The following is a 26,237-nucleotide window of genomic DNA, read 5'->3' as shown; positions in this document are numbered from 1 at the left end:
CGTCGCGTCGACGGCCCGATCGTTCGGGCAGAAAACCATGCCACTTTCCACTGTGAAACTACGCTTCCTGGTCGCATCGCTGCTGACCGTGTCCTTCCTGGGCGCACTTGACCACACCGTCGTCTCCACCTCGCTGGCCACCATTGCCGGTGAGCTCGGTGCGTTGGAGCTCATGAGCTGGGTGGTGGTGGGCTACACCCTGGCCAGCACCGTCCTGCTTCCCGTCCTGGGAAAACTCGGTGATGTCCTTGGCCCGCGGAGGGTCTTCCTCTTCTCGCTGGTGGTTTTCCTGCTGGCGTCCCTGGTCTGTGGATTCGCCCAGGACATGACCTGGCTCGTTGTCTCCCGGGTGGTGCAGGGCATGAGCTCGGCCGGGCTGCAGCTCATGTCGCAAACCATCATTGCCAGGGTCACCACGCCCCGCGAACGCCCCCGCTACATGGCGATCATCGGTGCCGCCTTCCCGATCGCCATCCTGGTGGGACCGGTGCTCGGCGGGGCCATCACCGACTATTGGGGCTGGTCCTGGGTCTTCTGGATCAATCTCCCGGTAGGCATTGTTGCCCTGGCGCTCGCCCTCGTGGCGGTTCCGAAACTTGAGCGTGGACAGATCCCACGGCACTACGATGTGGCCGGCGCTGCCACGTTCACCTTGGGCCTGGTGTCCCTGGTCCTCGGTGTCACGTGGGCAGCGGAACGCAGCGGCGGAGTCCAGGCCGTGGCAGCCCTGGTGGTTGCGGGTGTGGCCCTGCTGGCGTTCTTCATCATTGAGCGCAGGGTGCCCGAGCCAATCGTCCCCTTGCGTTTCTTCGCAAACCGCACCATTGCCGCCGGTACCGCGCTCTCGGCGATTATCGGCGTCGGGCTTTTCTCCATCACTGCCTACCTGCCCACCTATTTCCAGATGGCTTACCAGGTCAGCGCCACTGTGTCCGGCCTGGTTCCCATAGCCACGGTCCTGGGCATGCTGGTGAGCAACCTGTTGACGGGATGGTTGGCCAGCCGCACAGGCCAGTACCGCATCTTTCCGATCATCGGGACCTGCATGGCCTCGGCGGGGCTCTTTGTCATGGCCGGCCTCCCTGTGGGGGTTCCGCTTTGGGTGCCGATGGCAATCATGGCAGTGGTGGGAATGGGTACGGGCTCGTTCATGAGCCTCATCGTCGCGGTGGTCCAAAGCGCCGCGCCGGCCAACCAGACCGGCAGCATCACGGCCACCATCAACCTGGTGCGGCAGATTGGCTCCACCGTTGCCACGGCCATTATTGGCGGAACGATCGGCTTCGGTGTGGCAGCGCTGTTGCCCGCGGGCCTGGACGCAGCCACGCTGACGCCCCAGTCCGTGCACCAAGCGGCTCCCGCCATCCAGGAGTCAGTGGCCGCGATCTACGCCTCGGTGTTCTCGCCGATCTTCGGTGCGCTCGCTGTCACCTATGCACTGGGCATCATTGCCGCCGTCCTGCTGCCGCAGGGACGGCTGTCCGACGAACCGGACGCTGTCCGTTCATCCAACTCCGAGCCGGTTCCGGCCTGACCTCCCATGAAGGAGAAAGCCATGTCTGTTAGCCACACCATTGCCATAGTTGGCAGCGGCCCGATCGGCTCCGCCTACGCCCGCCTGCTGGTGGAAGGCCTGCCTGATGCCCACGTGGTCATGTTCGAGGCAGGTCCCCAGCTGACCGAACGCCCTGGTGAAAGCGTCCGCAATATCCCGGACGCCGACCACAAAGCCCGTGCCAGGGAAATGTCCCAAGGTCCCCAGGCGGGCGCCTTCCGCGAGTCGCTTGGCATCCCTGCCGGAACCGTCACCGAGGGAATGTTCACTGCCCGGCAGGGCACGCATTTGCTCGACTTCGGCGGCACGGGTTCCGCCCACGCTGAGACCTTCCCTGCAGCGGCGGCGGCCACCAACGTCGGCGGCCAGGGGGCGCACTGGACCTGCGCCACGCCGTCGCCGGCCTTCAGCGAGAAGATTTCCTTCATCGGGGACACCGAGTGGGAGTCGCTGATTTCCACGGCGAAGTCCCTGCTCCATGTCCAGGACGCGGCCTTCGCCGATTCCGGAGTCGGCGCGGCCATCCGGTCCCTGCTGTCGGAGGAGTTCGGCGACGAACTGCCCGAAGGCTATGGCGTGGGCACCCTGCCGGTTGCCGGTGATCCCCAGCCGGACGGTTCCATGCGTTGGGCCGGGGCGGACGTGGTGCTTGGCCCGCTCATCGACCCGGATTCGCCGTTATCGCAAAGGTTCGAACTGCGCGACCTGACGCTGGTCCGCCGGGTGGAAACCGAGGGGAACCGGACCACTGGTGTCACCGTGGAGGACCTCCGCACGGGAACCACCTCCTTCGTTCCCGCGGACGTGGTGGTGGTTGCCGCAGATGCCTTCCGCTCACCCCAGCTCCTCTGGGCTTCGGGTATCCGGCCCACAGCGTTGGGCCGCTACCTGACCGAGCACCCCGTGGTGATCTCCACCGTTGCCCTCGACGCGGACAAGATGGAGCGCTTTGCCACCGAAGCGGACCTGGACGCGGAGCTCGCCCGCCGGGCCCAGAACCCTGCGGACCCGGTTGCAGCCGTGAACCGCATCCCGTTTTCCGAGCCGGACCATCCCTTCTCGGTGCAGGTGATGTATTCCGAGACCACGCCGTTCCCCATGCCGGACGACGCTCCCTTCGCACGCAACCGCTGGGGCTACGTCAACATGGGCTACGGCATGCGGAAACACCCACGCTTCGAGGACGGTGTGACCTTCGACGACAACGAACTGGACTACCGGGGCTTCCCGAACATGACCATCAGCTACGCCCTCACGGACCGTGAGAATGCTGAGATCGAGGACGCAACGGCCCGCCTCCGCCGTGCCGGCAACGCCTTGGGTGCCTTCGTGGCCGAACCTCGGTTGATGCCCAACGGCTCCAGCCTGCACTACCAGGGGACTATGCGCCTGGGCCAGGCCGACGACGGAACCTCCGTTGCGGATCCCTGGTCGCGGGTGTGGGGTTACCGGAACCTGGTGGTGGGCGGCAACGCGCTGATCCCGACGGCAACGGCGATGAATCCCACCTTGATGAGCGTCGCCATCGCGGTGCGTGGCGCGCTGAAGGTGGTGGACGAGCTGGGCTCGGCAGCTGAAGCATCCGAGGAAGAAGCGGTGGGCGCGGGGGCCTGAACGTAGCCCTCATCACCTTCAATGGACAGGTTCCTGAGTAGGGGAGCATAATAGTTAGCGGAGCTAATTAGCGCTGCTAACTATTATGCCAACCTCAGGAGGCGCCTCCCTTTGACTTTTGCCACCACAGCCACGCCGGCCGACGCAGCCACGCCGGCCAGTCCACCCGACGCTGAAGCAAGCATCCAGCCCGACGCGCTCGCCATCGACCTCCGTACCGCGGTGATGCGCACGTCCCGCAGGCTCCGCATCGAAGCCACGGGCGATGTCATCACTCCCGGCCAGTACACCGTGCTCGCCCACCTCAACACCGCATCCCAGACGTTGAGGGAGTTGGCCGAGCGCGAGCACGTCCAGGCGCCGTCCATGACCAGGATCGTGAATGCGTTGACGGAGCAGGGCTTCGTGTCGCGGCAGGCGCACCCAGGGGATGGGCGCCAGGTCCAGATCAGCATCACCCCGGCCGGGCAGGAAGTCCTGGCTGAAGCCCGAAGCCAACGGACCGCTTGGCTGGCCCAGCGTGTCGCCGGGCTCAGTGAAGAGGATCGGCTGGTCCTCAGCCGGGCCGCCCACATCATGCAGGAAATGAGCGCCAAATGAGCGCCATGTTCCGGGCCCTTGAGAGTCCCAACTACCGCTTGTGGGCCGGCGGCGCGCTGGTTTCCAACATCGGAACATGGATGCAGCGGGTGGCCCAGGACTGGCTGGTCCTGACAATCCTCACCAACCATTCCGGAACAGCCGTCGGCATCACCACCGCCCTGCAGTTCCTTCCCATGCTGCTCTTCGGTCCCTACGCGGGCGTGCTGGCCGATCGTTACCGCAAACGCGTGATCCTGCTCTGGACCCAAGCGGCCATGGGCATCTGCGGCCTGATCGTCGGGCTCCTGGTGGTCACCGGGGTGGCGCAGTTGTGGCATGTCTACGTCGCCGCTGCCGCACTGGGGTTGGCGGCCGCCATGGACGCGCCCGCCCGGCAGGCTTTTGTCTCGGAGCTCGTGGGTCCGGACAAGCTGTCCAATGCCGTGGCCCTCAACTCAGCCTCCTTTAACAGTGCCCGCCTCACCGGCCCGGCCATCGCCGGTGTGCTCATCGCCTGGATCGGCGCCGGACCGGTCTTCATCCTGAATGCTGCAAGCTTCGTGGCGGTCATCATCTCCCTGCTGCGCGTCAAGACCGCGCAATTGGAACCCACCGCACTCGTAGCCCGCGGCAAGCATCAGTTCGTCGACGGCCTGAGCTACGTCCGGCAACGTCCGGACCTGGTGCTCATCATGGTCATGGTGGGCATGCTCGGAGCCTTCGGGATGAACTTCCCGGTGACCAATTCCCTGATGGCCACGGCCGAGTTCGGCATGGGCCCGGAGGAGTTCGGTGCCCTGGGTTCCATCATGGCGGTGGGAACGCTGGCGGGTGCACTGCTCGCCGCCCGCCGGTCCGGACCTCGGCTGCGCTTCCTCCTGGGTGGGGCACTGTTCCTTGGCGCGTTCACGCTCCTGGCGAGCGTTGCGCCGTCGTTCTGGATCTATGCCGCGGTCCTCATCCCCGTGGGCCTTGCCTCCATCACCTTCCTCAACAGCTGCAACACCACCATCCAGTTGTCTGTCGAACCGCAGTTCCGCGGCCGAGTCCTCGCGTTGTACCTGGCCATCCTGCAGGGCGGAACCGCGATCGGTGCGCCGCTCATGGGGTGGATCGGCACTGAATTTGGCGCGCGCTGGGCGGTGGCGGCCGGCGGTGCCGTGGTGCTGGTGACCGGGGTGGCCTGCGTGATCATGGTCAGCCGGCGCAGCCAGAAAACGTTCCGCGAACACGTGCGGAGTTTCCGCCTCCGGAGGCGGCGTACCGCTGAGGCCTCCTAGGGCTGCAGCTCCCCACACCAGAACAGGGCGGACGACGCCGGGAAGCACCCGGCGTCGTCCGCTTTTGTCATGTTTCGGCTGCTTGTTTTCATGGGCCCTTTTGTCTTGCGTGACGGCGTGACTCATGCCATAGTTGTCTGCATGACGTTCATTCAATGAACGGTATAACCAACCAATGAATAGTTTTGAATAACCAAAGCTTCGAGAACGAACTCGAAGCTGGAGCAGAAGGGAAAATCCGCATGCTGAACGTTGATCTTTCCGCCAACGTCGGCGGGGACTTCGGCGCAACTGCCGCGCAGCAGAACGCTGGAATCCACGAATTCAACCCCACCGGCCGCGTGGTGTGCTCTCCATGGGAGGGCATGTACCTCGAACAGGCGCATACCTTTTCCGCGGGCTCGCGGTAGCCCTGCTTCCATAGGGGGACCACGCCATGACCACCACCACCGAATCGCCAGTCGCGCACGCGCCAGCCATGCACGCGCCAGCCACGCAGTCGCTGGCGGCCTCAGCCCCGATGCACCTTGCCGGCCACACCGTTGTGGCCGTCGTCATCGAATGGCGCGGCAAGATCGCGCTGCTGAAACGCAGCCAAGGCCCATCCCACGACCGCGGCCGGTGGCACTGCGTCACCGGCTACGTGGATGAGGGGGTCTCGCCCGGTGAGCAAGCACTACTGGAACTGTCCGAAGAGACGGGGCTGCACGCCGCCGACATCCAGGAACTCCGTGAAGGCCCGGTGTTGATGCTGAGCGACGACGCCGGGGCGCCATGGTTCGTGCACACCTTCACTGCCGTCACGGGCCAGCGGCGCCTGACCCTCGATTGGGAACACGACGCCTTCCGCTGGACCGTGCCCAGCAAGACGGCACGCTTTGCCAACCGCGTGGCCTGGCTGGACAAGGTCCTCGCAGCAACAGGCCACCTGGGCGGATAGGGCGCCTTGCCGCAGCAAAGAGTCCCGGCATACAAAGCATGCCGGGACTCTTTGCCGTGCTGAGGGCTGCACCAGCTAAAGGGCGCTGTGCTTTCCCGAACCGGTGGGTACCGGAACCAGCAGCATGGTGGACGTATCAATGTGCTTGTTGGTGTCCTGGTCCCTGACCAAGGCTTCGGCTTCTTCGGCGCTGGCGACAACCGGAACCGAGCCGAGGAGCGGCCGTCCCGCGGTTTCACGCATCCTGGTCAGTGCGAACAACGCCACCGCCGAGAAGAACATGACGTAGAACGCCGGAGCGAACGAGTTGCCGGTGAACTCCACCAGGATCTGGCTGATCAGGGGAGTGGTTCCGCCGAACAGGGAGATGGCCACGTTGTGCGTGAAGCCCACTCCGCCGTAGCGGGAGGCCGTGGGGAAGAGCTCGGACATCGCAGCGCCGGTCAGCGCCAGGAAGAAGGCACTGGGCAGCGAGACCATGAACAGCGCCAGGTACAGCGACCAGACTTCGCCAATGTGCATCAACGCAAAGGCCGGAACCAGCAGGACGAGGTTGCCGATCGTGGCGATCGTGTAGATGGGCTTCCTGCCGATCCTGTCCGACCACCGCGCAACCACCGGGACAATCAGCGCCTGGATGAGCAAGATGATCACCGTGGCCACGGCCGTGTGGACGGCGGCCATGCCGATCTGCGTTTCCAAATACGTCGGCATGTAGCTCGTCACGGTGTAGGAGGAGGTACCGTCGGCGGCAATCAGGGCGATGCCGATCAGAATCTGGGGCCAGTAGAGCCGGAGGATGCTGGCCAGGTTTTGCCGGACGAAGAGCGGGTCTACCTCCGCGGTCTCTGTCTTCTCATGCACGGCCTCGAAGCTGGGCGATTCCGGAATCCGGTTGCGGAGGGAAATCGCCACGATGCCGAGCGGCAGTGCCAGGAGGAACGGAATCCGCCAGCCGCCGTCGCGCATCGCTTCCTCGCCCCACACGGACGTGGTGATCATGGTGGTGGCCGCAACCACTGCTGCGCCGGCGGCGAAGCCGAGCTGGGCCCCGGTGTTGAGCAGCGCCGTCCAGAAACCACGGTGCTTGTCCGGGGAGAACTCGGCCACGTAGGTTGCGGCACCGGAGTACTCGCCACCGGTGGAGAACCCTTGCAGCATCTTCAACAGGTACAGCGGAACGATCACCCAGAGCCCGACGTTGCCCGCGGTGGGCAGGACGCCGATGAGGAAGGTTGCCGAGGCCATGAGTGCCATGGTGAAGAACAGCACCTTGCGGCGGCCGATCCTGTCTCCCAGCGGGCCCAGGATCATGCCACCCAGCGGGCGGACAATGAAGGACACTGCGAAGCCCAGGAGCGTCACCAGCAAACCGGTGCGCTGGTCCATGCCTTCGGTGAAGACACTCGTCATGGTGATGGCAAGGTATCCGTAGATCCCAATGTCGTACCACTCGATGAAGTTGCCCACGCCGGCGCCGAGCTGGGCTTTGCGCAGCTCGCGCTTGTCCACGACGATGCAGTCTTCAGTCCGCAGCCTGCGGTTGGTTTTTCTTAAGGGGAGGGGGGTTTCCCGTTTTTCGGACATCTTTGTCTTTCTTTCTGGGTGAAGGGGGAGCCCGGGGGCCTATGCCGTGCGGACGCCGTCCACCAAGCGCGGTGCGGAGGTGGGGTTCGCTTCCTGCAGTTCAAGGGGCAGCAGGTGCTGGGGGAAGTTCTGGTAGGCCACCGGGCGCAGGAACCGCGTGATGGCGGCGGTGCCCACGGAGGTTGACCCGGGAACAGTGGTGGCCGGGTACGGTCCGCCGTGCTGCTGTGCGTAGGTGACGGAAACTCCCGTGGGCCACTGGTTCCATAGGACCCGGCCTGCCTTTTCGACGAGCACGGCGACCAGTTCACGGACCTGGCAGTCCTCCTCCGCCTGCAGCGTCGCGGTCAGTTGTCCCTCGAAAGTCCGCGCTGCCTCCACAAGCTGCGATTCGTCGTCGTACTCCACCACGAAGGCGGCAGGGCCGAAGCATTCCTCTTCCAGCGCCGACGGATTGGCGAGCAGGCGCTCAATGGACGTAGCGAGCAGCACGGAAGCCGGCGAACCGTCGGCAGCCTCGGACGTGTTCAGCGTTTCCACGCCTGCAATGCCTACCAGCGTGCCAAGGACTTCGCTGAAGCTCTCATGGATGCGCGGGCTCAGCATGGCGTGGACCGCAGGCAGTGCGGCCTTGGCCAGTTGCTCCACCATGCCCGAACCCCGGGGTACGAAGAGCATGCCCGGCTTGGTGCAGAACTGGCCGGAACCCATGGTGAACGACTCAACGAAGCCGGCGGCGATGTCCGCGCCGCGCTCGCGGGCGGCAGCCTGGGTGACGAACACGGGGTTGTTGCTGCCCAGTTCGCCGAAGAAGGGGATGGGGTCAGGGCGGGAGTTGGCGATGTCCATGAGCGCACGGCCACCGGGAATGGAACCGGTGAAACCCGCGGCCTTGACGCGGCTGTCCTTCAGCACGATGGTTCCGGCGGCACGGCCGAAGACCACCGTGAGGAGGTTCGGATCAGCGCCGGCAGTGGCGAGGGCGTCGCGGACAACGGCCTCGGTGAGGCGGGACAGGCGGGCGTGTGCTTCATGTCCTTTAACGACGACGGCGTTGCCCGCCGCGAGCGCGGAGGCGGTGTCGCCGCCGGCCACGGAGAATGCGAACGGGAAGTTGCTGGCGGAGTAGACCACCACGGGGCCGATCGGGCGGAGGGAGCGGCGCAGGTCCGGGCGGGGCGCACCCATCGGCCAAGCGGGGTCCGCGTGGTCGATCCGGGCGTCGAGGAAGCCACCGTCGCGCAGCACGGTGCCAAAGAGGCGCAGCTGGAAGGCCGTGCGCTTGAGTTCGCCGCGGAGCCGCGGTTCGGTCAGGTTGGTTTCTTCGACGGCGGCAGGAACCAGGGTTTCCACCGCGTCCTCAAGCGCGTCGGCTACCCGGTCCAGGACGGCGGCGCGGTCAGCCGGTGCGGTGGCCGACCATACGGCGTGTGCGGCAGCGGCCGCGGCAAGCGTCTCTTCTGCGACCGCGGCAGAGGTTTCCTGCGTGTCGATGTGGGTGGTGGTCATGTCTGTTGTTCCCTTCGGGGTGGTTTTCGTGTGCATGAGCCACCCCTCAGAAAACGCGACAGCTATTCCTGGGTGGTTGGGCTCATGCGCTGCTGCACCTTTTCGGCAACAGCAACCAGGCGGGCTGCGAGCTCTGCCTGCTTTTCCTTGCTTTCCATGCGGTGGATGGGCCCGACGACGGACAACGCACCCAGCAGCGTTCCGACGGAGTCCCGGACGGGAGCGCCGAAGGCGATGATGCCGTCTTCGAGTTCCTGAACCGTGCTGGCCCAGCCACGCTCATGGACCGTCTTCAGTTCCTTGGCCAGGAGGTCGCGGTCCGTGATGGTGCGCGAGGTCAGGGCCACCAGCTTGTCGCCCAAGGCCATCCGCAGCTGATCGGGAGTGAGTTCGGCGAGGAGCACCTTGCCCGTGGCCGATGCGTGGTGCGGCCATTGCATGCCGTGCATATCGGACATGGTGACGCCCAGGAGCCGGGGAGAGGACTGCAGTACCAGGTCGAGTTCGTACAGTCCGCGCCGCAGGCTGAACGTGACCGTCTCGCCCGATTCATCGGCGAATTCGTCCAGGATGTCCTTGATGCGGGGCACCACGCCGGAAGCGGGATCCACGGTTTGGGCCAGGCGACCCAGGTCCCACCCCAGGGAATACAGCGTGTCCTGGCGGTCCACCATGCCTTCATCCTCCAGTGTCATGAGGAGGCGGAAAGTAGTGGCCCGCGCCAGGCCGATCTTCTTGGCAACATCGGTGACCGTCATGGGGGTCTCCGATGCGGCCAAGGCCCGCAGGATCCGGATGGCCCGGGTCACTGAGCGGTTAGAGGCGTATCCCTGCTGGGGTGTTTCCGGGCTGCTGCTCACGTCGGTCAAGCCTTTCGAGTAGAGGTCTACTCAACCCTAACCGGCGGTGTAGTCGAAGCTGACTTCTCCCCAGCCTTCAAATCGTCCGGTGATCTTTGTGCCGGGGATCATCTTTGCGGCCGCGAGGCAGCTGCCGGGAAGGATAAGCTGGCCGGCCTTGAGCGTGATGTCGTACTCGGCGATCCGCTTGCACAGCCACACCAGTGCGGAGACCGGGCTGCCGTAGATGGCGTTGGTATTGCCTTCTGCCACTACTTCGCCGTCGAAGGTGATCACGCCGTGGGTGTCGGAGAGGTTCACTTCGCTCAGCTTGCGGGGCTGGCCGCCGAGGATGACGCCGGCCGCCGAGCCACTGTCGGCCAAAGTGTCGAAGATGCCGATCTTCCAGTCACGGACCCGGGAATCGATGATTTCCAGGGCTGGAACCACAAAGTCGGTAGCGGCGATGATGTCCGCCACGGTGACGTGGGCGCCGCCAACATCGTGCTTGAACACGAACGCCGGTTCCAGCTCGATGTAGGGCTCAATGAATTCCTTCTGCGAGCGGGGAAGGTTCTCCGGGTAGAACTGGCTGGACAGGAGGTAGCCGTAGTCGGGTTCGTCCACGCCGAACTTGGTCTGCATGGCCTTGGCGATGTTGCCGAGCTTGAAACCTGCAACCTTGTCCCCGGCTTCCACCTGGCGGCGGATGACTTCCTGTTGGACGCGGAAGGCATCTGCCACCGTGGGTTCGTCCTCGGGACGGACCAGGACATCGACGGGGGAGCGGTTGGCCTTGGCCTCGAGGATGCGGGTGGCGGTCTCTGCGATGTTAATGGGCATTCGTTTCAGACTTTCTGCGGGTGGAACGCTGGTCACCGAGGTGCCAGATACTCATGGAGGACAGCATTTCGCGGGGATCCCAGACCACTGCTTCGTTGGTGATCAGGCCGTCGCGGTGGCTGATGAAGGAGGCTCCCTGAACGGTGACCGTCCGGCCGGTGGGAGGGACTCCCATGAACTCGCCGGTGTGCTTGCCTTCGGTTTCCCAGTGGATGGCCACGAGGTTGTGGTCTTCGATGGCCCGCAGGACCGTGACGTGGAAATCGCCGAACGCGCGGTGGGATTCCTCGATCTGCTGGACAACCTGGGCCAGGCCCTCGGCGCCGGTCTTGGAGGTGCGCTCGTACTCGGGGGCAACCAGGCGTTCGAAGGCGGTGGTGTCACCTTCGCCCCAGGCCTTGGTCCAGGCGTCGGTGATCTTTTCAAGCATGGTGGTCATGGCTACTCGGCCTTTCCGGCTGTTGCGGGCGCTGGAGCTGCTGCGGTCGGAGCGGGCGCCGGCCACTGGTTGAAGTCGCCGAACTTGCCGCCCTTGAAGAGGAGCGCTTCGCCCTCGCCGGGGACCAGTTCTTCGATGGAACCCACGATCATGTAGTGGTCACCGGCAACAACCTCGGACAGGACTTCGCAGTCCACCCAGGCCGTGGCGCCGGCAATACGCGGGGTACCGAGTGGGCTGGTTTCGTAGTCCACGCCGTTGAACTTCTCGTCACCCTTGCGCGAGAGTGCGCGGCAGACGGGGAGCTGTTCGGTGGAGAGGATGTTCGCGGTGAACTTGCCCAGGGACCGAAGGGTGGGCCAGGTGCTTGAGCCCTTGTCAACGCAGAACGTCACCAGGGGCGGCTCCAGGGACAGGGACTGGAACGTACCGACCACGAAGCCGCGGGGCGTGCCGTCTTCGGTGAGGCCGGTGATGGCCGTAACACCCGTGGGCAGTGCGCCGAAGACCTGGCGCTGGGTTGCCGGATCGATCGAGGGATTCTCGGCAGTAACGATGATGGACATTATGGGCTTCCTTATTTCGCCTGGGTGGTGAGCGAGTGGTGGTAGGCGGCACCGGGGTGGTCCGAGGCAAGCTTGCTCTGACCAGCGCCGAACAGCGTTTCGCGCAGGGTGTCGCCGTCGTACGAGGTACGCATCAGGCCACGCGACTGCAGTTCCGGTACGACGTAACGGACGAAGTCCTCGACGTCGTGGAACTTGACCGCATGGGCTATGTTGAAGCCGTCCGCGCCTGTCTCGTCGATCCAGGACTGCAGTTCGGCAGCGACGGTCTCCGGACCGCCGACGATCACGGGGGAGGTGCCGCCGATTCCGTTGTAATCGGCGATGTCACGCGGGGTCCAGCGCTTCTGCGGGTCGATCTTGGTGAAGAAGTTCACCATGGTCTGGCCGGCGTTGGTTTCCACGTCCTTGAAGGGCTGGTCCGGGTTGAACTGGGCCATGTCCATACCGGTCCACCCGCTGTAGCGGGCCATGGCGCCGTCGTAATCCACGTACTGGAGGTAGTCCTGGTACTTGGCCTGCGCCTCTTCGTCGGTAGGGGCGCTGACGACGGTGACCATCTGCAGGACGGCGATGTGCGAGGGGTCGCGACCGAATTCCACAGCCTTGGCGCGCAGCGCGTCGATCTGCTTCTTCAGGCCTGCCTTCGTGGCGGAGTTCATGAACACGGCCTCGGCGGTCTGGGCTGCCAAGGCCACGCCGCGGGGTGAACCGCCGGCCTGGAAGATCACCGGTGTGCGCTGCGGGGAAGGCTCGCAGAGGAAGATGCCGGGGACGGTGAAGTGCTTGCCCTCATGGCCGATTTCGTGGACACGGGCCGGGTCCACGTAAGTGCGGGCTTCCTTGTCGCGGACCACGGCGTCGTCGTCCCAGGAACCTTCCCACAGCTTGAGGGCGACGTCGATGAATTCCTCAGCGATTTCGTAGCGGTCGTCGTGGGCGGTCTGGGTGCCGGTGCCGAGGTTGCGTGCGGCGCTGTCCGAGTAGGAGGTCACCACGTTCCAGCCGATGCGGCCGCGGGTCACGTGGTCCAGGGTGGAGAACTTGCGGGCCAGCGCATACGGGTGGTCATAAGCGGTGGAGGACGTGATGCCGAAGCCCAAGTGCTTGGTTCCGGCAGCCATTGCCGGGATCAGGTAGGCGGGATCGTTGGCGGGGATCTGCGCAGCGTCGCGCAGGGCACCGTCCACGTTGCCGCGGTACTTGTCGTGGTAGCCGTTGTTGTCCGCGAAGAACATTCCGTCGAAGCCGGCCTTCTCCAGGAGCTGGGCGTACTCAACCCACCGGTTGATGTCCGTGTATTGGGCGCCGCCGTCGTTGGGGTGCCGCCACAGCCCGGCCGAAAGGTGGGCCGGTCCGTTGAAATCGAAGGCAAACACCTTCATTTGCTTTCCCATGGTCAATCCTTGCTGTTTGCTCACTAGGTGAACAGACTATTTATCTGTTGAACACCAAGGTAAAGTGGCCCGTGACACATCGTCAAGTCCCCGCCGGTAATAAGGCGGCTTCCGCGAAAGGAAAACCAGCATGAAAATTCCAGGTGAAACCAGCAGGCCCAGCCCACTGACGGCGCCAACCCTCGACCTCGCCGGACGCGGCAGGCGCGGAGTGTGGGTCGATGTCCCGCATCCGGCCTCCTTGGAACTCATTGCGGCGGAGGGGCCGGACTGGGTCTGCATCGACGGCCAGCATGGCCACCCCGATTTCCAGGACATGCTGGGCCTCATCGACGCGGCCAACGTCTTTGGCGTCCCCGCCATGGTGCGCGTGCAGGGCCATGAGTTGGGTGGCGCCGGGAGGGTGATCGACGCCGGCGCCCAGGGGCTCATCTTCCCAACCGTTGAGGACGGCGAAACGGCGGAACTGCTGGTCAGGGCCTGCCGCTTCTCACCGCGGGGCAGCCGCAGCTATGGGCCCGTGCGGCGCGCGCCGCGGTACGCGAAGGCGACGCCGGGCGTCCTGGCTGACGATCCTTTGGCCATCCTCATGGTGGAAACCCGCGCGGGCTACGAAAACCTTGACGCCATCCTGGCTGCTGGTCCGGACGCGATCTTCGTGGGCCCCTATGACCTCTCGCTCAGCCTGGGCGTCGATTTCGATTCGTTCCTCGCGGGCGATCCGGACGGTGTGCTCCGCGACATTGCCAAGCGCTGCGCGGACGCCGGTGTATCCGCCGGCATCTACACCGGCTCGCCCGCGCTTTCCGAGGCGCCTATCAGCTGGGGCTACAGCTTCATGCCCATCGCCTCGGACTTCTCGCTGATCTCCACCGCAGCACGTGCCGTCCTCGCCGAGGTCGCCGTTCCTGCCTGACCGTGCTGAAGGTCGGGGTCCGAGGCGTGCCAGACTGGAGCCATGCGTTCACGTTCCCAGACACCGCGCACACCGTCCCGGCCCGCCGGAGCCGGCCACCCGCCGTCGTCCGCCACCTCGGGCCGGCGGCACTTGGCTGCAAGGATCGACGACGCGTGGCTGAGGTTCCAGAACAAGCTCGCCATCCGCCGTGGACACGTGGTCACGGTGATTCCGCACACCGGCTATGGGTCAACGTCCTGGGTCCGGGTGCTGGCGCGCGTGGTCCGCAGCGATCCGCGCTATGCCGGCAATGGATCGGTGGACGGCAAGCGGAAGCCGCTCACGGAAGGTCTGCGCGGGTGGCGCAACTTCACCAGCGCCCCGGTGGCGCACGCTGCCGTCCGCATCACTGTTGACGGTGTGGAGTACGACGTCGTGGCGGACCGCGGCGGGGTTGTGGACGCCAGGATTCCGGCCGGCTTGGCACCCGGCTGGCACACGGTGACCTTGCGGGCCGGGGCCTCCGCAGTAGTTGAGGCGCCCGTCCAGGTGGTCCCGGACGACGCGGATTTCGGCCTTGTCTCCGACATTGACGACACCGTGATGGTCACCGCACTGCCGCGCCCGTTCCTGGCGGCGTGGAATACGTTCGTCCTCAACGAGCATGCGCGCACCCCGACTCCGGGGATGGCCGTGCTGTATGAACGGATTACGCGTAACGCCCCCGAGGCTCCCGTACTCTACTTGTCCACCGGTGCATGGAACGTGGCTCCCGCGATCTCGCGGTTCCTCTCCCGAAACCTCTACCCGGCAGGGCCCAAGCTCCTCACTGACTGGGGTCCCACCACGGACCGCTGGTTCCGGAGCGGGAAAGAACACAAGCAGGGCAGCCTGGAACGCCTCGCCGAGGAGTTCCCGGGCATCAAGTGGCTGCTGGTGGGGGATGACGGTCAGCACGATGTAGCCATCTACTCCGAGTTTGCCCAGCGTCACCCGGAGAATGTGAAGGCGATCGCCATCCGTCAACTGTCAGCAGGCGAGGCGGTGCTGGCCGGCGGCCGCTCGTCCGATGCCCAGCCAACCCCCGGAGTTCCCTGGATTTATGCTCCCGACGGCGCCGGCATGGCGGCGCGGCTGGAGCAATTAGGCATCATTGGGCCCTCACTGCGGTAGAATTTAGTAAGGATGCTTACTTATGTGAGGTGCAGCCATGGCAAAGGATTCAACTCCATCGGGCGAAATGTCCGTGCCGCAGGGGGAGCGGATGTGGTGCTCAACGTGCGGCTCGGACGAGCACTTGGTGCTCCACTCGATTGAGTCCGTCCGGGCCCACACGGTAGGGCTGCTGGTGGCCGTGTCCTACAGTTGCGCGGACTGCGGCTCAGTCCTCTCCCACTTCACCCCCTTCCGCGAGGTTGCCGCGAAGCTGAACACCAAGGCAAACCTCGAGGGGCTCATCCTCTTCGGCGACAGTTACCTCCATTGCGGTGAGCCCATGACCAGGATCCCCATCGAAGTCAGGCGCAGCGTGACCGCGAAACCAGTGCCGGGCGAGGGGCTGGTCCTCCTTGATGTGCGGTTGGGAACCAAGGTGCTGCAGTGCTTGGGCTGCGGCTTCAGGCTGGAGTTGCCTGCTTGAGGAAGTCTTGAGGTTTTCCTGACGCGGTGCTGTGGGTTTGCAGCGTCCCGTCTTGAGGTGGGGCCGTCAAAGTATTTCTTGTCAGCCAGTAAGGCTGGAAACAAGGAAACGGCCGTCCGGGGAAACGGTGGCCACTTTGAAAAGGACACTGATTCACATGGCCATCAGCCTCAAGACCACCTCCGGCAAGATCCTCGCCTCCGTCGCCCTGGTCGGCACCGCAGCCGCCGTCGCCGGAATGGGCACCTACGGCGCGTTCACCTCCTCCACCTCCGCCTCCCAGGCCGTGACCGCCGGGACCGTGACCATCGCCCTGGGCACCGGAGCGAACAACACCCTGAACGTCCCGGTCGCGGGCCTGCTGCCCGGCGACAAGGTCGAAAAACTCGTCACCCTCGCCAACACCGGCAATTCGGACCTGAACAACGTCACCCTGACCACCTCCGCCGGTGCCACCGCCTCCCTGTTGACCACCGACACCACCAACGGTTTGCAGCTGACCATCGAGAACTGCTCCGTTCCGTGGACCGGGTCCGCCGCCCCCTACACCTGCGGCGGGACCAAGACCACCGTGCTGGCCTCCGCCCCGGTGATCGGCGCGAACAAGGTCCTGAACAACCTGACCTCCCTGACCTCGGCCAAGACCGACAACCTCAAGGTCACCACCGCGTTCCCCACCACCGCGGACAACACCTTCCAAGGCGCCACCTCCACCATCGCCTTCTCCTTCACCGGCACCCAACGCACCGAAACCACCAAGTAACCACCCGCCACGCCACGCGAAAGGACCAGTCGTGAAAAGCCGCTTCAACTTCCTGCGCAGCGCAGCTGTGGCCGTGGTTGTGGCGGCTGGAGTGTTTTCAGGTTCGACGGCGGCAGTGGCCGCGTTCCGGGATACGGAACAGGCCGCTCCCCAATTCTCGACGGCGAGCCTCGCCGCTCCTGCTGCAGCCAACGTCACCATGAGCTGCACCTTCGGCATCCGGGCCACCGTGACCGTGAATTCCTTCAGCACGGTGGCCAACGCCAATTACCACGAGATCAAGATCTTCGACCGCTCGGGCAACCTCGAATTCACCGGTGACCTCAGCAAGGCTGCCGGCAAGACGTACACCTCCGGCTACGAGGTCATCGGCACGTGGTCCTACGAGATCCGCGGCTATTACAAGGTTCCCGGCACCTCCAACGCCTGGACCGGCAAAGTCCTCAAAGGCAACCTCACCTGCGCCTAGGGGCTCAGTTCACGAATCCCTGTGCCTGGCCTACGAACGGTTTGTCACGCCTCAATGTGCTTCCCGGCGGCGTCGCGAAGGGCCACCAAGGCGCGGGCGTTGTTTGCCGCGTCCGTGAGGTCGTAGCGGAGCGGGGTGCCGTTAAGGACGCTGTCCGCGAAGTGTTCGCCCATCCGGACAAAATGGTTCCGGCCTTTGACGTGGTGACGAACGGGATCCTGCCCGAAGTGGTGCTCCTCAAGGACGGAATCCTCGTCCAGGAGCCCGAACGGGTTGTCCAGGTACAGTCGGCCTTCGGTGCCCGTGATCTCCAGGAAGTTGCGGCGTTCCAGGTTGACGCCGGTATCGAACAGCACAGTGGCGTTGCCCGGGAAGCGCATGATCCCGGCGATGCTGGTGTCGATCAGTCCGTCGTCGCTGGCTGCACGCATGTTGGCGAAGGCTTCCACGGCGGTGGGCTCTTGGCCGGTGACCATCCGGGCGGCGTTGACGCAATAGCAGCCGGTGTCGAAGAGCGCGCCGCCGCCCAGCCCGGCGTGCCAGCGGATGTTGTCGTCTCCGCCGGCATCGAAGGAATGGGCAACGTGGACGAAAGTCAAGGTCCCCACGGCCCCGGCCTCCAGGAGCTCCTGCAGCTTCTCGAACCGCGGATGGAAGCGGTACATGAAGCCCTCAAGGACTTTGAGCCCCGTCTCGTCGGCCTTGCGCGCGATGTCTTCGCATTCGGCGGCGTTCATGGCCAAGGGCTTCTCGCAGAGGACGTGCTTTCCCGCGTCGAGGGACTTCAAAATCCATTCATGGTGCAGCGCGTTGGGCAACGGAAGGTAGACCGCGTCAATGTCGGGGGAAGCCAACAGTTCTTCGTAGGAACCGAAAGCCTGCGGGATGCCGTGCTTGTCCGCCAATTCCTTGGCTTTCACTTCAGAGCGGGAAGCAATCCCCACTACCTCGCCGTTGGCCGTCGCCTGCAGCGCCGGAATGGTCTTGCGGACAATGCGTGCGCCACCCAGGATGCCCCAACGTACTTTCGCGGTCATTGAACTCCCCTTTGCCGCCCGCTTCCGTTTACCCGGGACAGCCTACTGTGCGCCTTCTTCCCCGCGCCACGGTGTGAAGCGGGGCCACCAGCCGGAGATTGTCCACGGCACCACCCCCGCCACGACTCCGGGCGCAAGGAACAGGAAGAAGGCAGTGCCAATCCATGCGCGGGCGGACACCATGGTGGGCGTCATGGTTGCTGGCAGAGCCGGTCAAGGGTTTCAAGCAACGCGGACCGGATCTGGTCGCTCCAGAGATCCCTTTCCCTGTCCGTGTCGGGATCCTCCAGCGGTGTTGCCAGGGGAGGTGAGGCCAGCGTCATGGTCGCCTGGTAGCGCCCGTCGGCAGAGCTCATGGCTATGGTCCGGAAGTCGAGGAATCCGCCACGGCCAAAGTAGCGCGGCTTGCCGCTGCAGTCTTCGGTCCAGCTGATGATTCCGAGCCCGAACGGCTGGACCACGGTTTTCTGCATCTCGGCCAGGGAGGCGGCGGAGACCAGCTTGCCGCCGAAGAGTGCTGCGAGGAAGTCGTTGACGTCGGACATGGTGGAAACGACGCCGTGTGACGGCGAGCCCAATTGTTCCTGGGTCACTCCGACGTCCATGCGCTGGCCCCTCACTGTCACGTAGCCGTGGATGAGGTCAGGCGCGTTGGTGAGGGCATCGTCCACGGTGGTCTTGCTGAGCCTCAGGGGCTCAATAATGTCGGAGCGCAAGATCTCGGGGTACGTTTTTCCCCGCAGTTTTTCCAGGATCAGTCCCAAGGCGATGTAGTTCGAGTCCGAATAGTACAAGGACCCAACCGCCTTTGCTTCCCAAGGCAGCGTGCTGGTGAGCTCCATGGCCCGCTGCATACTCAGCCGCTGGTTCGAGACCGTCACCAGGTCATCAACTGTTTTGTATAGCGCCTCTCCAAATGAGGGCATGCCGGAGGTGTGCGACAGCAACTGCCGCAAGGTGATGGGCCCGGGAGGTTTCAGTCCCACCCCGAAGCTTTCCAGCGTGGCGTTGACAGGGTCGTCCAGCTTGATGAGGCCTTCGTCCACGAGCTTCATCACCGAAACGGCTGTCATGGTCTTGGTGACGCTCGCGATCGGTATCCGGTCATCGGCCTGGGCCGGTTCCTTGGTGTCTATGTGCCGGACGCCATAGGCCTTTGACCATTCCCCGCCCGGCCACCTGACCTCGGCCACGATCGCCGGGGCTTCCTGGTCCATGAAGGCCCGCATGGCGTAGTCGAGCGAGTCGGTGGCCTGGGGGCTGGATGGACTGCTGGACTCCGGGGAGGGCGCCGGTTCGTTGGCTGTGCAAGCAGGCAGGACCAGGGCCAGGCTCAGGGCCAGCAGCAGCGTCTTGGGTTTCATCGCCACACCACCATCCAAGGAACACATGGATAAATTCGATGGTCCTCCGCGGGCACACGGACGGCAAGTGCCGTCGCCGTGGGATACGACGACGGCACTTGCCGTCCGCTTGAAAGGTGACCGCCCGCCGTCGTACTTGCCGCCGGTTGGCCGCTGGGTCAGTTGGTTTCCAGCTCGTCCAGCGTCTTGCCCTTGGTGTCCGAGGAGAGCAGGGTGGCCACGGCGGAGACGAGGCAGATGCCGAGGGTGGTCAGGCCGATGACCAGTGGGATGTTCGCGGAGCCCGGAGGAGCGATCGCGGTGAACAGGCTCGGGAAGAAGGACGCGATCATGAGGCCGATGTTCTGCGATACGGCGAAACCGGTGACGCGCATCCGCATGGGGAACTGCTCCTGGAAGAACGTGGCGAAGGTGCCGTTCCACATCTGGAAGAAGATGCCCTGTACGATCACGACGCACACGAACACCAGGGGCAGGCTGCCCAGCTGGATCGCATACAGGTAGCCCATGGTGAGCAGGCCTCCCACAATGCCACCGGCAACCATGAGGGTCCGCCGGCCCATGCGGTCGGACAGGGCGCCGAAGACCGGGATGGTGACGACGGCGGCAACGTTGGCAGCCATGGTGACCCAGAGGAACTCGCTGCTGGTGAAGCCGATGCCATAGCCCTTTTGGGTGGCGAAGGAGACGCCGAAGATGAGGGTGGCCATGCCGATGACGTTGGTGAAGGTCATGGCGATGCAGCGGACCAGGACCCATGGGTGGGTGCGCAGAAGGTCGAACAGCGGGAAGCGGCGCTTGGCCGGTGTCTTCCCGGTCTGGGTTGCCTCGGACTGTGCCAGGTAGGCGGGCGGTTCCGTGACGCGGCGGCGGATGATGTAGCCGGCCAGGATTACTACGGCGCTCAACAGGAACGGGATGCGCCAACCCCAGGAGTGGAACTGGTCGTCGGGGAGCAGGGAAGCGAGCGGGATCAGGACGGCCGTGGCCAGGATGGAACCCACCTGTGTGCCCTGCAGGCTGAAGCTGGCAAAGAAGCCGCGGCGCGCGTCGGGGGAGTGCTCCACGATCATGGCGCTGGCCCCGCCAAGCTCGCCGGCCACGGCGAAGCCCTGGATGAGGCGGAGGATCACCAGCAGTACGGGAGCCAGGAGTCCTACTTGTCCATACGTAGGCAGGAGGCCGACGGCGAAGGTGGCGAAGCCCATGAGCAGCATCGCGAACACAAGGACTTTCTTGCGTCCGTGCTTGTCGCCGTAGGCACCCAGGACCACTGCGCCGATCGGACGGGAAACGTAGCCAACTGCGTAGGTGGCCAGGGAAGCGATGATGCCCACGGTGGGGTTTTCGCTGGGGAAGAAGATCGTGGGGAACAGAAGTGTTGCGGCCAGCGAGTACAGGGCGAAGTCGTAGTACTCGAGTGCGCTTCCAATCCAACCGCTCATGGCGGCCTTCTTGGGGTCTTTCTGGCCTTGCCCGTTTTCGAGAGGGGCGGTCTCAATCGTGGGCTGGATGTCCCGTCGGTGCATGACGCTCATTCGTGAGTCTCCTTTGTCCGTCATTGGCAAGGAACAAGAGCTCTTCCCCGCTTAGCAGCGTGAGGAGGGTTACATCTTGAATCGATTCATAAAGCATAGAACGTGACCTGCGCAACGTCAAAGGGGGAGCGGGTGGGACGACGGCGGGATGCGCCGTCAGTTGGCTTCGTCGGCGCTGCGGGTGAGCAGGTTCCGCATGGTGGCGAAGGCGGCTTCCGGTTCGCGGCGCTGGACGGCGGTGGCCACATCCGTGTGGAGTTGCAGGGCCACGGGGTGTGGATGGCCCGGACCAAGCCCGCCGGCATGCCAACCCTCAAGGAATTCGCTGATGAGTCCCTGCAGCTGGACGAACATCGGATTGCCCGAGCATTCGAGCATGAGCGCGTGGTACTGGACGTCGAGTTCCAGGAACGCGTCCAGGTTGCCTTCTTCGCCGGCGGCCCACATGCGTCCAGCCAACGCCACCAGCTCCGCCGCCTGGCCGGGCGTGGCGTTCAACGCGGCGAGGCGTGCAGACTCGGGCTCCACGGCGAGGCGGAGTCCAACGAGTGCTGCCAGTTGCTCGGGCCGTTGCGGTGATTGCATGCGCCAGCGAATGATGCGTGGCTCGAACAGGTTCCACTGGTCCGGATCCAGCACCTTGATCCCCACCCTGCGGCGCGAGACCACCAACTGCATGGATTCCAGGACCCGCACCGTTTCCCGGGCCACCGACCGCGAGACCCCGTGGGTTCGTTCCAGTTCCTCCAAGGTCAGTGTGCTGCCCGGTGCCCGCACGCCGGAGCAGATTTCCTTCCCCAGGATGTCCAGGACCTGGTCATGCAATCCCGGCAACGGGCGCGGCTGCTTCGTCACGCGCGGGCGTCCGCGGCGTCGTAGGCCTTGGATGGGATTTGCGTGGCGAACTTTCCTCCGCTGACGTCGATCAGGGTTCCCGTGATGTACCGCGAAGCGTCGCTGGCGAGGAACAGCAGCAGATCGGCCACCTCCTGTGGCTCGCCCCACTTCCGCAGCGTCAGCGTGTTCAGCAAACGGTCCTGCGCGTCCTGGGGCATGGTGGCGAAGCCGTTCATGCCGGTGGGGATCATTCCGGGGGCGTAGGCGTTCACGGTGACGTTCCAGGGGCCCAGTTCTCCGGCGAGCACCTTGGTGAATTGCACGACGGCGGCCTTGGACGCCGCGTAGGCGGCGCTGCCGATGCTGGGCACAATCGCGGCAAAGGACGCGGCGTTGATCACCCGGCCGTGGCCGCTCTCCTTGAGGTAGGGAATGGCGGCCTTGCACATGCGTGCCACGCCGGTGACGTTGACATCGAAGCAGCGTTGCCACGCCGTGTCTTCAAGCTCCTCCACCGTGCCTTCAACATTGATGCCCGCGTTGTTGACCAGGATGTCTATCCCGCCGAAGTGTCCGGCAGCCCGTTCCACGGCTTCCTGCACCGAGGCGCTGTTGGTGACGTCGCAGGAGATACCGACGACGGCGGCGCCGGCCTCGGTCAGTTCGGCGGCAACGGCTTCAACGCCTTCGCGCGAGATGTCCAAGGCGGCAACCTTGGCTCCGTTGCGCGCGAAGCTCTCTGCGATAACACGGCCGATGCCCTGGGCCGCACCCGTGACCACTACAACGCGGCCTTCGATTCCCCACTGAACTGTTGCTGCATTAGTCATACGATTAGCTTACAGTGAATCTTAAAGATATGACTTTTATTTTTGGGAGCACTATATGGATACGAGCAAGATCCTCTGGGTCATTGGGGGCGGAAGCGGCATGGGACGAGCGGCCGCAGTGGAGGCGGCCGCAGCAGGTTGGCGGGTGGCCGTCACGGGCCGCCGACACGACGCCGTCGCCGAAACCACACGCCTCATCACGCTCGCCGGCGGCGAAGCGTTGGCTGTGGTGGCGGACGCCAGGGACGCTGAATCGCTGGCCGGGGCGCACTCAAGGATCGCGGCCCACTGGGGCCGGGTGACCGCCGTCGTACTTGCCGCCGGCCTCAACGCACCCAACCGAACATGGGCAGACCAATCGATGGGGGACTTTGCGGACATCGTGGACACCAACCTCACCAGCGTCGCCCGGGCCATCCACCTGGTGCTCCCCGGTATGCGGGCCGAAGGCTCCGGCAACATTGTGGTGGTGTCCTCGCGGGCCGCCTGGCGGTTCTCGCCCGGTTCCGGCGTGGCCTACATGAGCAGCAAGACCGGACTGTCAGCCTTGGTCGCGTCCATCAATGACCAGGAAGGCGCTAACGGCATCAAGGCCTGCCATCTGTGCCCAGGGGACGTGGACACCGATTTCCTGGCCATGCGCCCCGAAGTGCCGGATGCCGAACAGCGCTCGCAGATGCTTGGCGCCGGGGATGTAGCCAGGGCCGTGCGCTTCATCCTCGACAGCCCGCCGCATGTGCGCATCGACGAACTGGCCATCAGCCCGATCGGGCAGCGCTAAGCCCGAGGAGGCGCAACCCTAGGATCCCAACTCCATCAGCCGTGCGATCTGTTCTTCCGCACCGCTGTCCGGTGCCGGCGTGTACACCACCAGGTGCAGGTCCGGCCGGTCCGACGGCGAAACCTGGTGGTGCTCCAAGTGCAGGACGCCCACGGCCGGGTGGTGGAACTGGCGTTCACGGGATTCGAAACCGAGGATGTCGTACTGGTCCCAGCTTTCCTGGAACTCCGGGCTGGCTTCCTTGAGCCGTTCCACCTGGAATTTCACGTCCGGATCGCCCAGGCGCTGGCCGGTCTCGGCGCGGAACTCCGCCAGGAAGCGGCGGCTGGTGACATCCCAGTCCGGGAGCAGATCGCGGATGTACGGATCCGTGAAGACGAGCCACAACAGATTCCGGTCCTCGGCGGGGACGTTGGCGATGTTCGGGTACAAGGCGGCGTAGGCCTTGTTCCACCCGGCAACTCCCCAATCGGGGGAGAGTGCATACGAAGGGTTCGGGTCCAGGGCGTCGAGCAGGCGTTGCACGTGCGGGGGAGCGCTGCCGGCAACGGGCGCAGTTGAAACCGAGGAGGCATACCCACCCAAGGACAGGACGTAGGCGAGCCCGGTATCGGACAAGTGCAGCGCGCGGGCGATTGCCTCCAATACCTGTCGCGAAGGGCTGATGTCCCGTCCCTGCTCAAGCCACGTGTACCAGGTGACGCTCACGCCGGAGAGGAAGGCGACTTCTTCGCGGCGCAGGCCGCGCTCGCGTTTCCGGGAGATCGGGGGGAGCCCGTATTCGGAACGGAGGGCCTGGTCCCGCCGGGCCCTGAGGAAGAGGCCGAGTTCTTTGCGTCGCTCCGAATCGTGCACCCATAAATACTATTACTCTGTTACTCCCACTACTAGTATCAGCGCCGTCTTCTGCGCAGGGTCCCGAGGCATCAGGATGGTATTTATGCCTGCACTACGTTCAAAAACTGTCACCCACGGCCGCAACATGGCCGGCGCCCGCGCACTGCTGCGCGCTTCCGGCGTCGCCAACTCGGACATCGGCAAGCCGATCATCGCCGTGGCCAACTCCTTCACCGAGTTCGTCCCCGGCCACACCCACCTTGCCCCCGTGGGCCGGATCGTCTCCGACGCGATCCTCGCCGCGGGTGCTGTGCCGCGCGAATTCAACACCATCGCCGTGGATGACGGCATCGCCATGGGCCACTCCGGCATGCTCTACTCGCTGCCTTCGCGCGACCTGATCGCGGACTCCGTTGAGTACATGGTCAACGCGCACTGCGCCGACGCCCTGGTCTGCATCTCCAACTGCGACAAGATCACCCCGGGCATGCTCATGGCCGCGCTGCGCCTGAACATCCCCGTAGTCTTCGTCTCCGGCGGTCCCATGGAAGCCGGCCGCGTGACCCTCACCGACGGTTCCGTACGCTCGCTGGACCTGGTGAACGCGATTGCCGACGCCGTGGACGAATCCATCTCCGATGAGGACATCAACCTCATCGAAGAGAACGCCTGCCCCACCTGTGGTTCCTGCTCCGGCATGTTCACCGCCAACTCCATGAACTGCCTTGCCGAGGCGATCGGCCTGGCCCTCCCGGGCAACGGCTCCGTGCTCGCCACCCACACCGCGCGCAAGGCACTGTACGAAAAGGCCGGCGCCACGATCGTCGAACTCGTCAAGCGCTACTACGAAGGCGACGACGACTCGGTGCTCCCGCGCTCCATCGCCACCGCCGAGGCGTTTGACAACGCCATGGCCCTGGACATCTCCATGGGTGGCTCCACCAACACCATCCTGCACCTGCTGGCTGCAGCCCAGGAGGCCGGCGTGGACTACGGCCTGGCCGAGATGGACGCAAAGTCCCGCCAGGTACCCTGCCTGGCCAAGGTGGCGCCGAACGTCGCCAAGGACAAGACCTACTACATGGAGGACGTCCACCGCGCCGGTGGCATCCCCGCGCTCCTGGGTGAGCTGAACCGCGGCGGCCTCCTCCACAAGAACGTCCACTCTGTGCACTCCGAAGACCTGGACGGTTGGCTGGACGACTGGGACATCCGCGGCGGCAAGGCCACCGAGGAAGCCCAGGCTCTCTGGCATGCAGCTCCCGGTGGCGTCCGTTCCTCCACCGCGTTCTCACAGTCGAACGTATGGACCTCCCTGGACACCGACGCCGAGGGTGGCTGCATCCGCTCCGTGGAGCACGCCTACTCCAAGGACGGCGGCTTGGCTGTGCTGCGCGGCAACATCGCCGTGGACGGCGCCGTGGTGAAGACCGCCGGCGTGGACGAGTCCATCTGGAAGTTCGAGGGCCCGGCCATCGTGTGCGAGTCGCAGGACGAAGCCGTGGAAATGATCCTGAACAAGACCGTCAAGGAAGGCGACGTGGTGGTCATCCGCTACGAAGGCCCCCGCGGCGGTCCGGGCATGCAGGAAATGCTCTACCCCACGTCCTTCCTCAAGGGCCGCGGCCTTGGCAAGAAGTGCGCCCTCATCACCGACGGCCGCTTCTCCGGTGGCACCTCCGGCCTCTCGATCGGGCACATCTCCCCGGAAGCTGCTTCCGGCGGCGAGATCGCCCTGGTGGAGAACGGCGACATCATCAGCATCGACATCACGCAGCGTTCCCTCGAGTTGAAGGTTTCCGACGAGATCCTCGCCGAGCGCCGCGAGAAGCTCCTGGTCGACGGCGGCTTCAAGCCCAAGAACCGCGACCGCCAGGTCTCCCCGGCCCTCCGCGCCTACGCCGCGATGGCCCTGTCCGCGGACAAGGGCGCCGTCCGCGACGTCTCGCTGGTGGAGAACCTCTAGCGGAATACCCCTGCCACCACTCCGGTTGCCACTAGGGCGTGTCTCCTAAAGATGTCAGCCAGATGCTGATGGCTCGCAGGACGGCTCCACCGCGGTAGGTGAGGGCGAGTTTGTCGTAGCGGGTTGC

General features: G+C 64.9%; 26 protein-coding genes. 13 read left to right on the top strand and 13 right to left on the bottom strand.

What is annotated here, in order from left to right; all coding sequences use genetic code 11:
* Positions 1–37 precede the first annotated feature (37 nt).
* The 6 genes from ACH488_RS19210 (at position 38) to ACH488_RS19185 (ending at position 5,971) form a co-directional block, all read left to right on the top strand.
* Positions 38–1,534, top strand: coding sequence for an MDR family MFS transporter (locus ACH488_RS19210; RefSeq protein ID WP_397326149.1), 1,497 nt, complete (start codon positions 38–40; stop codon positions 1,532–1,534).
* A gap of 21 nt (positions 1,535–1,555) precedes the next feature.
* Complete coding sequence (locus tag ACH488_RS19205) at positions 1,556–3,169, top strand: GMC oxidoreductase (protein WP_397326148.1); 1,614 nt, start codon at positions 1,556–1,558, stop codon at positions 3,167–3,169.
* Between the two features lie 225 nt (positions 3,170–3,394).
* Entirely contained in the window at positions 3,395–3,769 is a 375-nt protein-coding gene (locus ACH488_RS19200) for a MarR family winged helix-turn-helix transcriptional regulator (protein WP_397326184.1), read from the top strand.
* On the top strand, positions 3,766–5,031 hold the full coding sequence (locus tag ACH488_RS19195) for an MFS transporter (protein WP_397326147.1): 1,266 nt from the start codon (positions 3,766–3,768) through the stop codon (positions 5,029–5,031). The genes ACH488_RS19200 and ACH488_RS19195 overlap by 4 nt, the downstream gene beginning before the upstream one ends.
* Before the next feature lie 242 nt (positions 5,032–5,273).
* Positions 5,274–5,441 (top strand): hypothetical protein, encoded by a 168-nt coding sequence (locus ACH488_RS19190; RefSeq protein ID WP_397326146.1) that lies wholly within the window; start codon positions 5,274–5,276, stop codon positions 5,439–5,441.
* A 26-nt stretch (positions 5,442–5,467) separates the two neighbouring features.
* Positions 5,468–5,971: an NUDIX domain-containing protein gene (locus ACH488_RS19185; protein ID WP_397326144.1), complete on the top strand. Its 504-nt coding sequence runs from the start codon at positions 5,468–5,470 to the stop codon at positions 5,969–5,971.
* A 75-nt stretch (positions 5,972–6,046) separates the two neighbouring features.
* Here the strand turns inward: ACH488_RS19185 and ACH488_RS19180 are convergent, their stop codons facing one another.
* Genes ACH488_RS19180 through ACH488_RS19150 form a run of 7 tightly spaced genes read right to left on the bottom strand, consistent with a single transcriptional unit; the run spans position 6,047 to position 13,151 of the window.
* Complete coding sequence (locus ACH488_RS19180; RefSeq protein ID WP_397326143.1) at positions 6,047–7,558, bottom strand: MFS transporter; 1,512 nt, start codon at positions 7,556–7,558, stop codon at positions 6,047–6,049.
* 39 nt (positions 7,559–7,597) lie between these two features.
* Positions 7,598–9,103: an aldehyde dehydrogenase (NADP(+)) gene (locus tag ACH488_RS19175; RefSeq protein ID WP_397326142.1), complete on the bottom strand. Its 1,506-nt coding sequence runs from the start codon at positions 9,101–9,103 to the stop codon at positions 7,598–7,600.
* 26 nt (positions 9,104–9,129) lie between these two features.
* Positions 9,130–9,927, bottom strand: a complete 798-nt coding sequence (locus tag ACH488_RS19170; protein WP_397326141.1) for an IclR family transcriptional regulator — start codon at positions 9,925–9,927, stop codon at positions 9,130–9,132.
* A gap of 36 nt (positions 9,928–9,963) precedes the next feature.
* On the bottom strand, positions 9,964–10,749 hold the full coding sequence (locus tag ACH488_RS19165) for a 2-keto-4-pentenoate hydratase (RefSeq protein WP_397326140.1): 786 nt from the start codon (positions 10,747–10,749) through the stop codon (positions 9,964–9,966).
* The gene (locus tag ACH488_RS19160; RefSeq protein ID WP_397326139.1) at positions 10,739–11,188 is read right to left on the bottom strand and encodes an ester cyclase; all 450 of its coding nucleotides are present in this window, start codon (positions 11,186–11,188) and stop codon (positions 10,739–10,741) included. Before ACH488_RS19160 ends, ACH488_RS19165 begins: the two co-directional genes overlap by 11 nt.
* A gap of 2 nt (positions 11,189–11,190) precedes the next feature.
* Complete coding sequence (locus ACH488_RS19155) at positions 11,191–11,754, bottom strand: flavin reductase family protein (RefSeq protein ID WP_397326138.1); 564 nt, start codon at positions 11,752–11,754, stop codon at positions 11,191–11,193.
* Between the two features lie 11 nt (positions 11,755–11,765).
* On the bottom strand, positions 11,766–13,151 hold the full coding sequence (locus tag ACH488_RS19150; RefSeq protein ID WP_397326137.1) for an LLM class flavin-dependent oxidoreductase: 1,386 nt from the start codon (positions 13,149–13,151) through the stop codon (positions 11,766–11,768).
* Positions 13,152–13,281: 130 nt separating this feature from the next.
* Here ACH488_RS19150 and ACH488_RS19145 point away from each other — a divergent pair, with 130 nt between their 5' ends.
* The 5 genes from ACH488_RS19145 to ACH488_RS19125 all read left to right on the top strand — a co-directional run bounded on the left by ACH488_RS19145 (position 13,282) and on the right by ACH488_RS19125 (position 16,920).
* Positions 13,282–14,067 carry an HpcH/HpaI aldolase/citrate lyase family protein gene (locus ACH488_RS19145; RefSeq protein WP_397326136.1) on the top strand — a complete coding sequence of 262 codons (786 nt, stop codon included), beginning with the start codon at positions 13,282–13,284 and terminating at the stop codon, positions 14,065–14,067.
* 42 nt (positions 14,068–14,109) lie between these two features.
* Positions 14,110–15,222, top strand: coding sequence for an App1 family protein (locus tag ACH488_RS19140; protein ID WP_397326135.1), 1,113 nt, complete (start codon positions 14,110–14,112; stop codon positions 15,220–15,222).
* 37 nt (positions 15,223–15,259) lie between these two features.
* A complete protein-coding gene (locus ACH488_RS19135) occupies positions 15,260–15,688 on the top strand; it encodes a hypothetical protein (RefSeq protein WP_397326134.1) in 429 nt (142 codons plus the stop codon).
* Between the two features lie 157 nt (positions 15,689–15,845).
* Positions 15,846–16,451, top strand: a complete 606-nt coding sequence (locus ACH488_RS19130) for a TasA family protein (protein WP_397326133.1) — start codon at positions 15,846–15,848, stop codon at positions 16,449–16,451.
* A gap of 31 nt (positions 16,452–16,482) precedes the next feature.
* Positions 16,483–16,920, top strand: a complete 438-nt coding sequence (locus ACH488_RS19125; RefSeq protein WP_397326132.1) for a hypothetical protein — start codon at positions 16,483–16,485, stop codon at positions 16,918–16,920.
* 44 nt (positions 16,921–16,964) lie between these two features.
* Here the strand turns inward: ACH488_RS19125 and ACH488_RS19120 are convergent, their stop codons facing one another.
* The 5 genes from ACH488_RS19120 to ACH488_RS19100 all read right to left on the bottom strand — a co-directional run bounded on the left by ACH488_RS19120 (position 16,965) and on the right by ACH488_RS19100 (position 22,526).
* On the bottom strand, positions 16,965–17,957 hold the full coding sequence (locus ACH488_RS19120) for a Gfo/Idh/MocA family protein (protein ID WP_397326131.1): 993 nt from the start codon (positions 17,955–17,957) through the stop codon (positions 16,965–16,967).
* Between the two features lie 191 nt (positions 17,958–18,148).
* Positions 18,149–19,321 carry a serine hydrolase domain-containing protein gene (locus ACH488_RS19115; RefSeq protein WP_397326183.1) on the bottom strand — a complete coding sequence of 391 codons (1,173 nt, stop codon included), beginning with the start codon at positions 19,319–19,321 and terminating at the stop codon, positions 18,149–18,151.
* Between the two features lie 158 nt (positions 19,322–19,479).
* A complete protein-coding gene (locus tag ACH488_RS19110; protein ID WP_397326130.1) occupies positions 19,480–20,859 on the bottom strand; it encodes an MFS transporter in 1,380 nt (459 codons plus the stop codon).
* 156 nt (positions 20,860–21,015) lie between these two features.
* Positions 21,016–21,714 (bottom strand): FadR/GntR family transcriptional regulator, encoded by a 699-nt coding sequence (locus ACH488_RS19105; protein ID WP_397326129.1) that lies wholly within the window; start codon positions 21,712–21,714, stop codon positions 21,016–21,018.
* Positions 21,711–22,526: an SDR family NAD(P)-dependent oxidoreductase gene (locus ACH488_RS19100; protein ID WP_397326128.1), complete on the bottom strand. Its 816-nt coding sequence runs from the start codon at positions 22,524–22,526 to the stop codon at positions 21,711–21,713. Before ACH488_RS19100 ends, ACH488_RS19105 begins: the two co-directional genes overlap by 4 nt.
* A 55-nt stretch (positions 22,527–22,581) precedes the next feature.
* Here ACH488_RS19100 and ACH488_RS19095 point away from each other — a divergent pair, with 55 nt between their 5' ends.
* Entirely contained in the window at positions 22,582–23,307 is a 726-nt protein-coding gene (locus ACH488_RS19095; RefSeq protein ID WP_397326127.1) for an SDR family oxidoreductase, read from the top strand.
* Between the two features lie 18 nt (positions 23,308–23,325).
* Here ACH488_RS19095 and ACH488_RS19090 read toward each other — a convergent pair whose 3' ends face one another.
* Positions 23,326–24,162, bottom strand: coding sequence for a helix-turn-helix transcriptional regulator (locus tag ACH488_RS19090; protein WP_397326126.1), 837 nt, complete (start codon positions 24,160–24,162; stop codon positions 23,326–23,328).
* Positions 24,163–24,247: 85 nt separating this feature from the next.
* Between ACH488_RS19090 and ilvD the strand changes: the two genes are divergently transcribed.
* On the top strand, positions 24,248–26,110 hold the full coding sequence (gene ilvD / locus ACH488_RS19085) for a dihydroxy-acid dehydratase (protein WP_397326125.1): 1,863 nt from the start codon (positions 24,248–24,250) through the stop codon (positions 26,108–26,110).
* Positions 26,111–26,237 lie beyond the last annotated feature (127 nt).

Origin of the sequence: Paenarthrobacter sp. NPDC018779 (assembly GCF_044391085.1) — a bacterium.
Taxonomy (GTDB): Bacteria; Actinomycetota; Actinomycetes; order Actinomycetales; family Micrococcaceae; genus Arthrobacter.
Note: the sequence above shows the minus strand (reverse complement) of the source record. Positions and strands in the feature narration are given on the sequence as shown.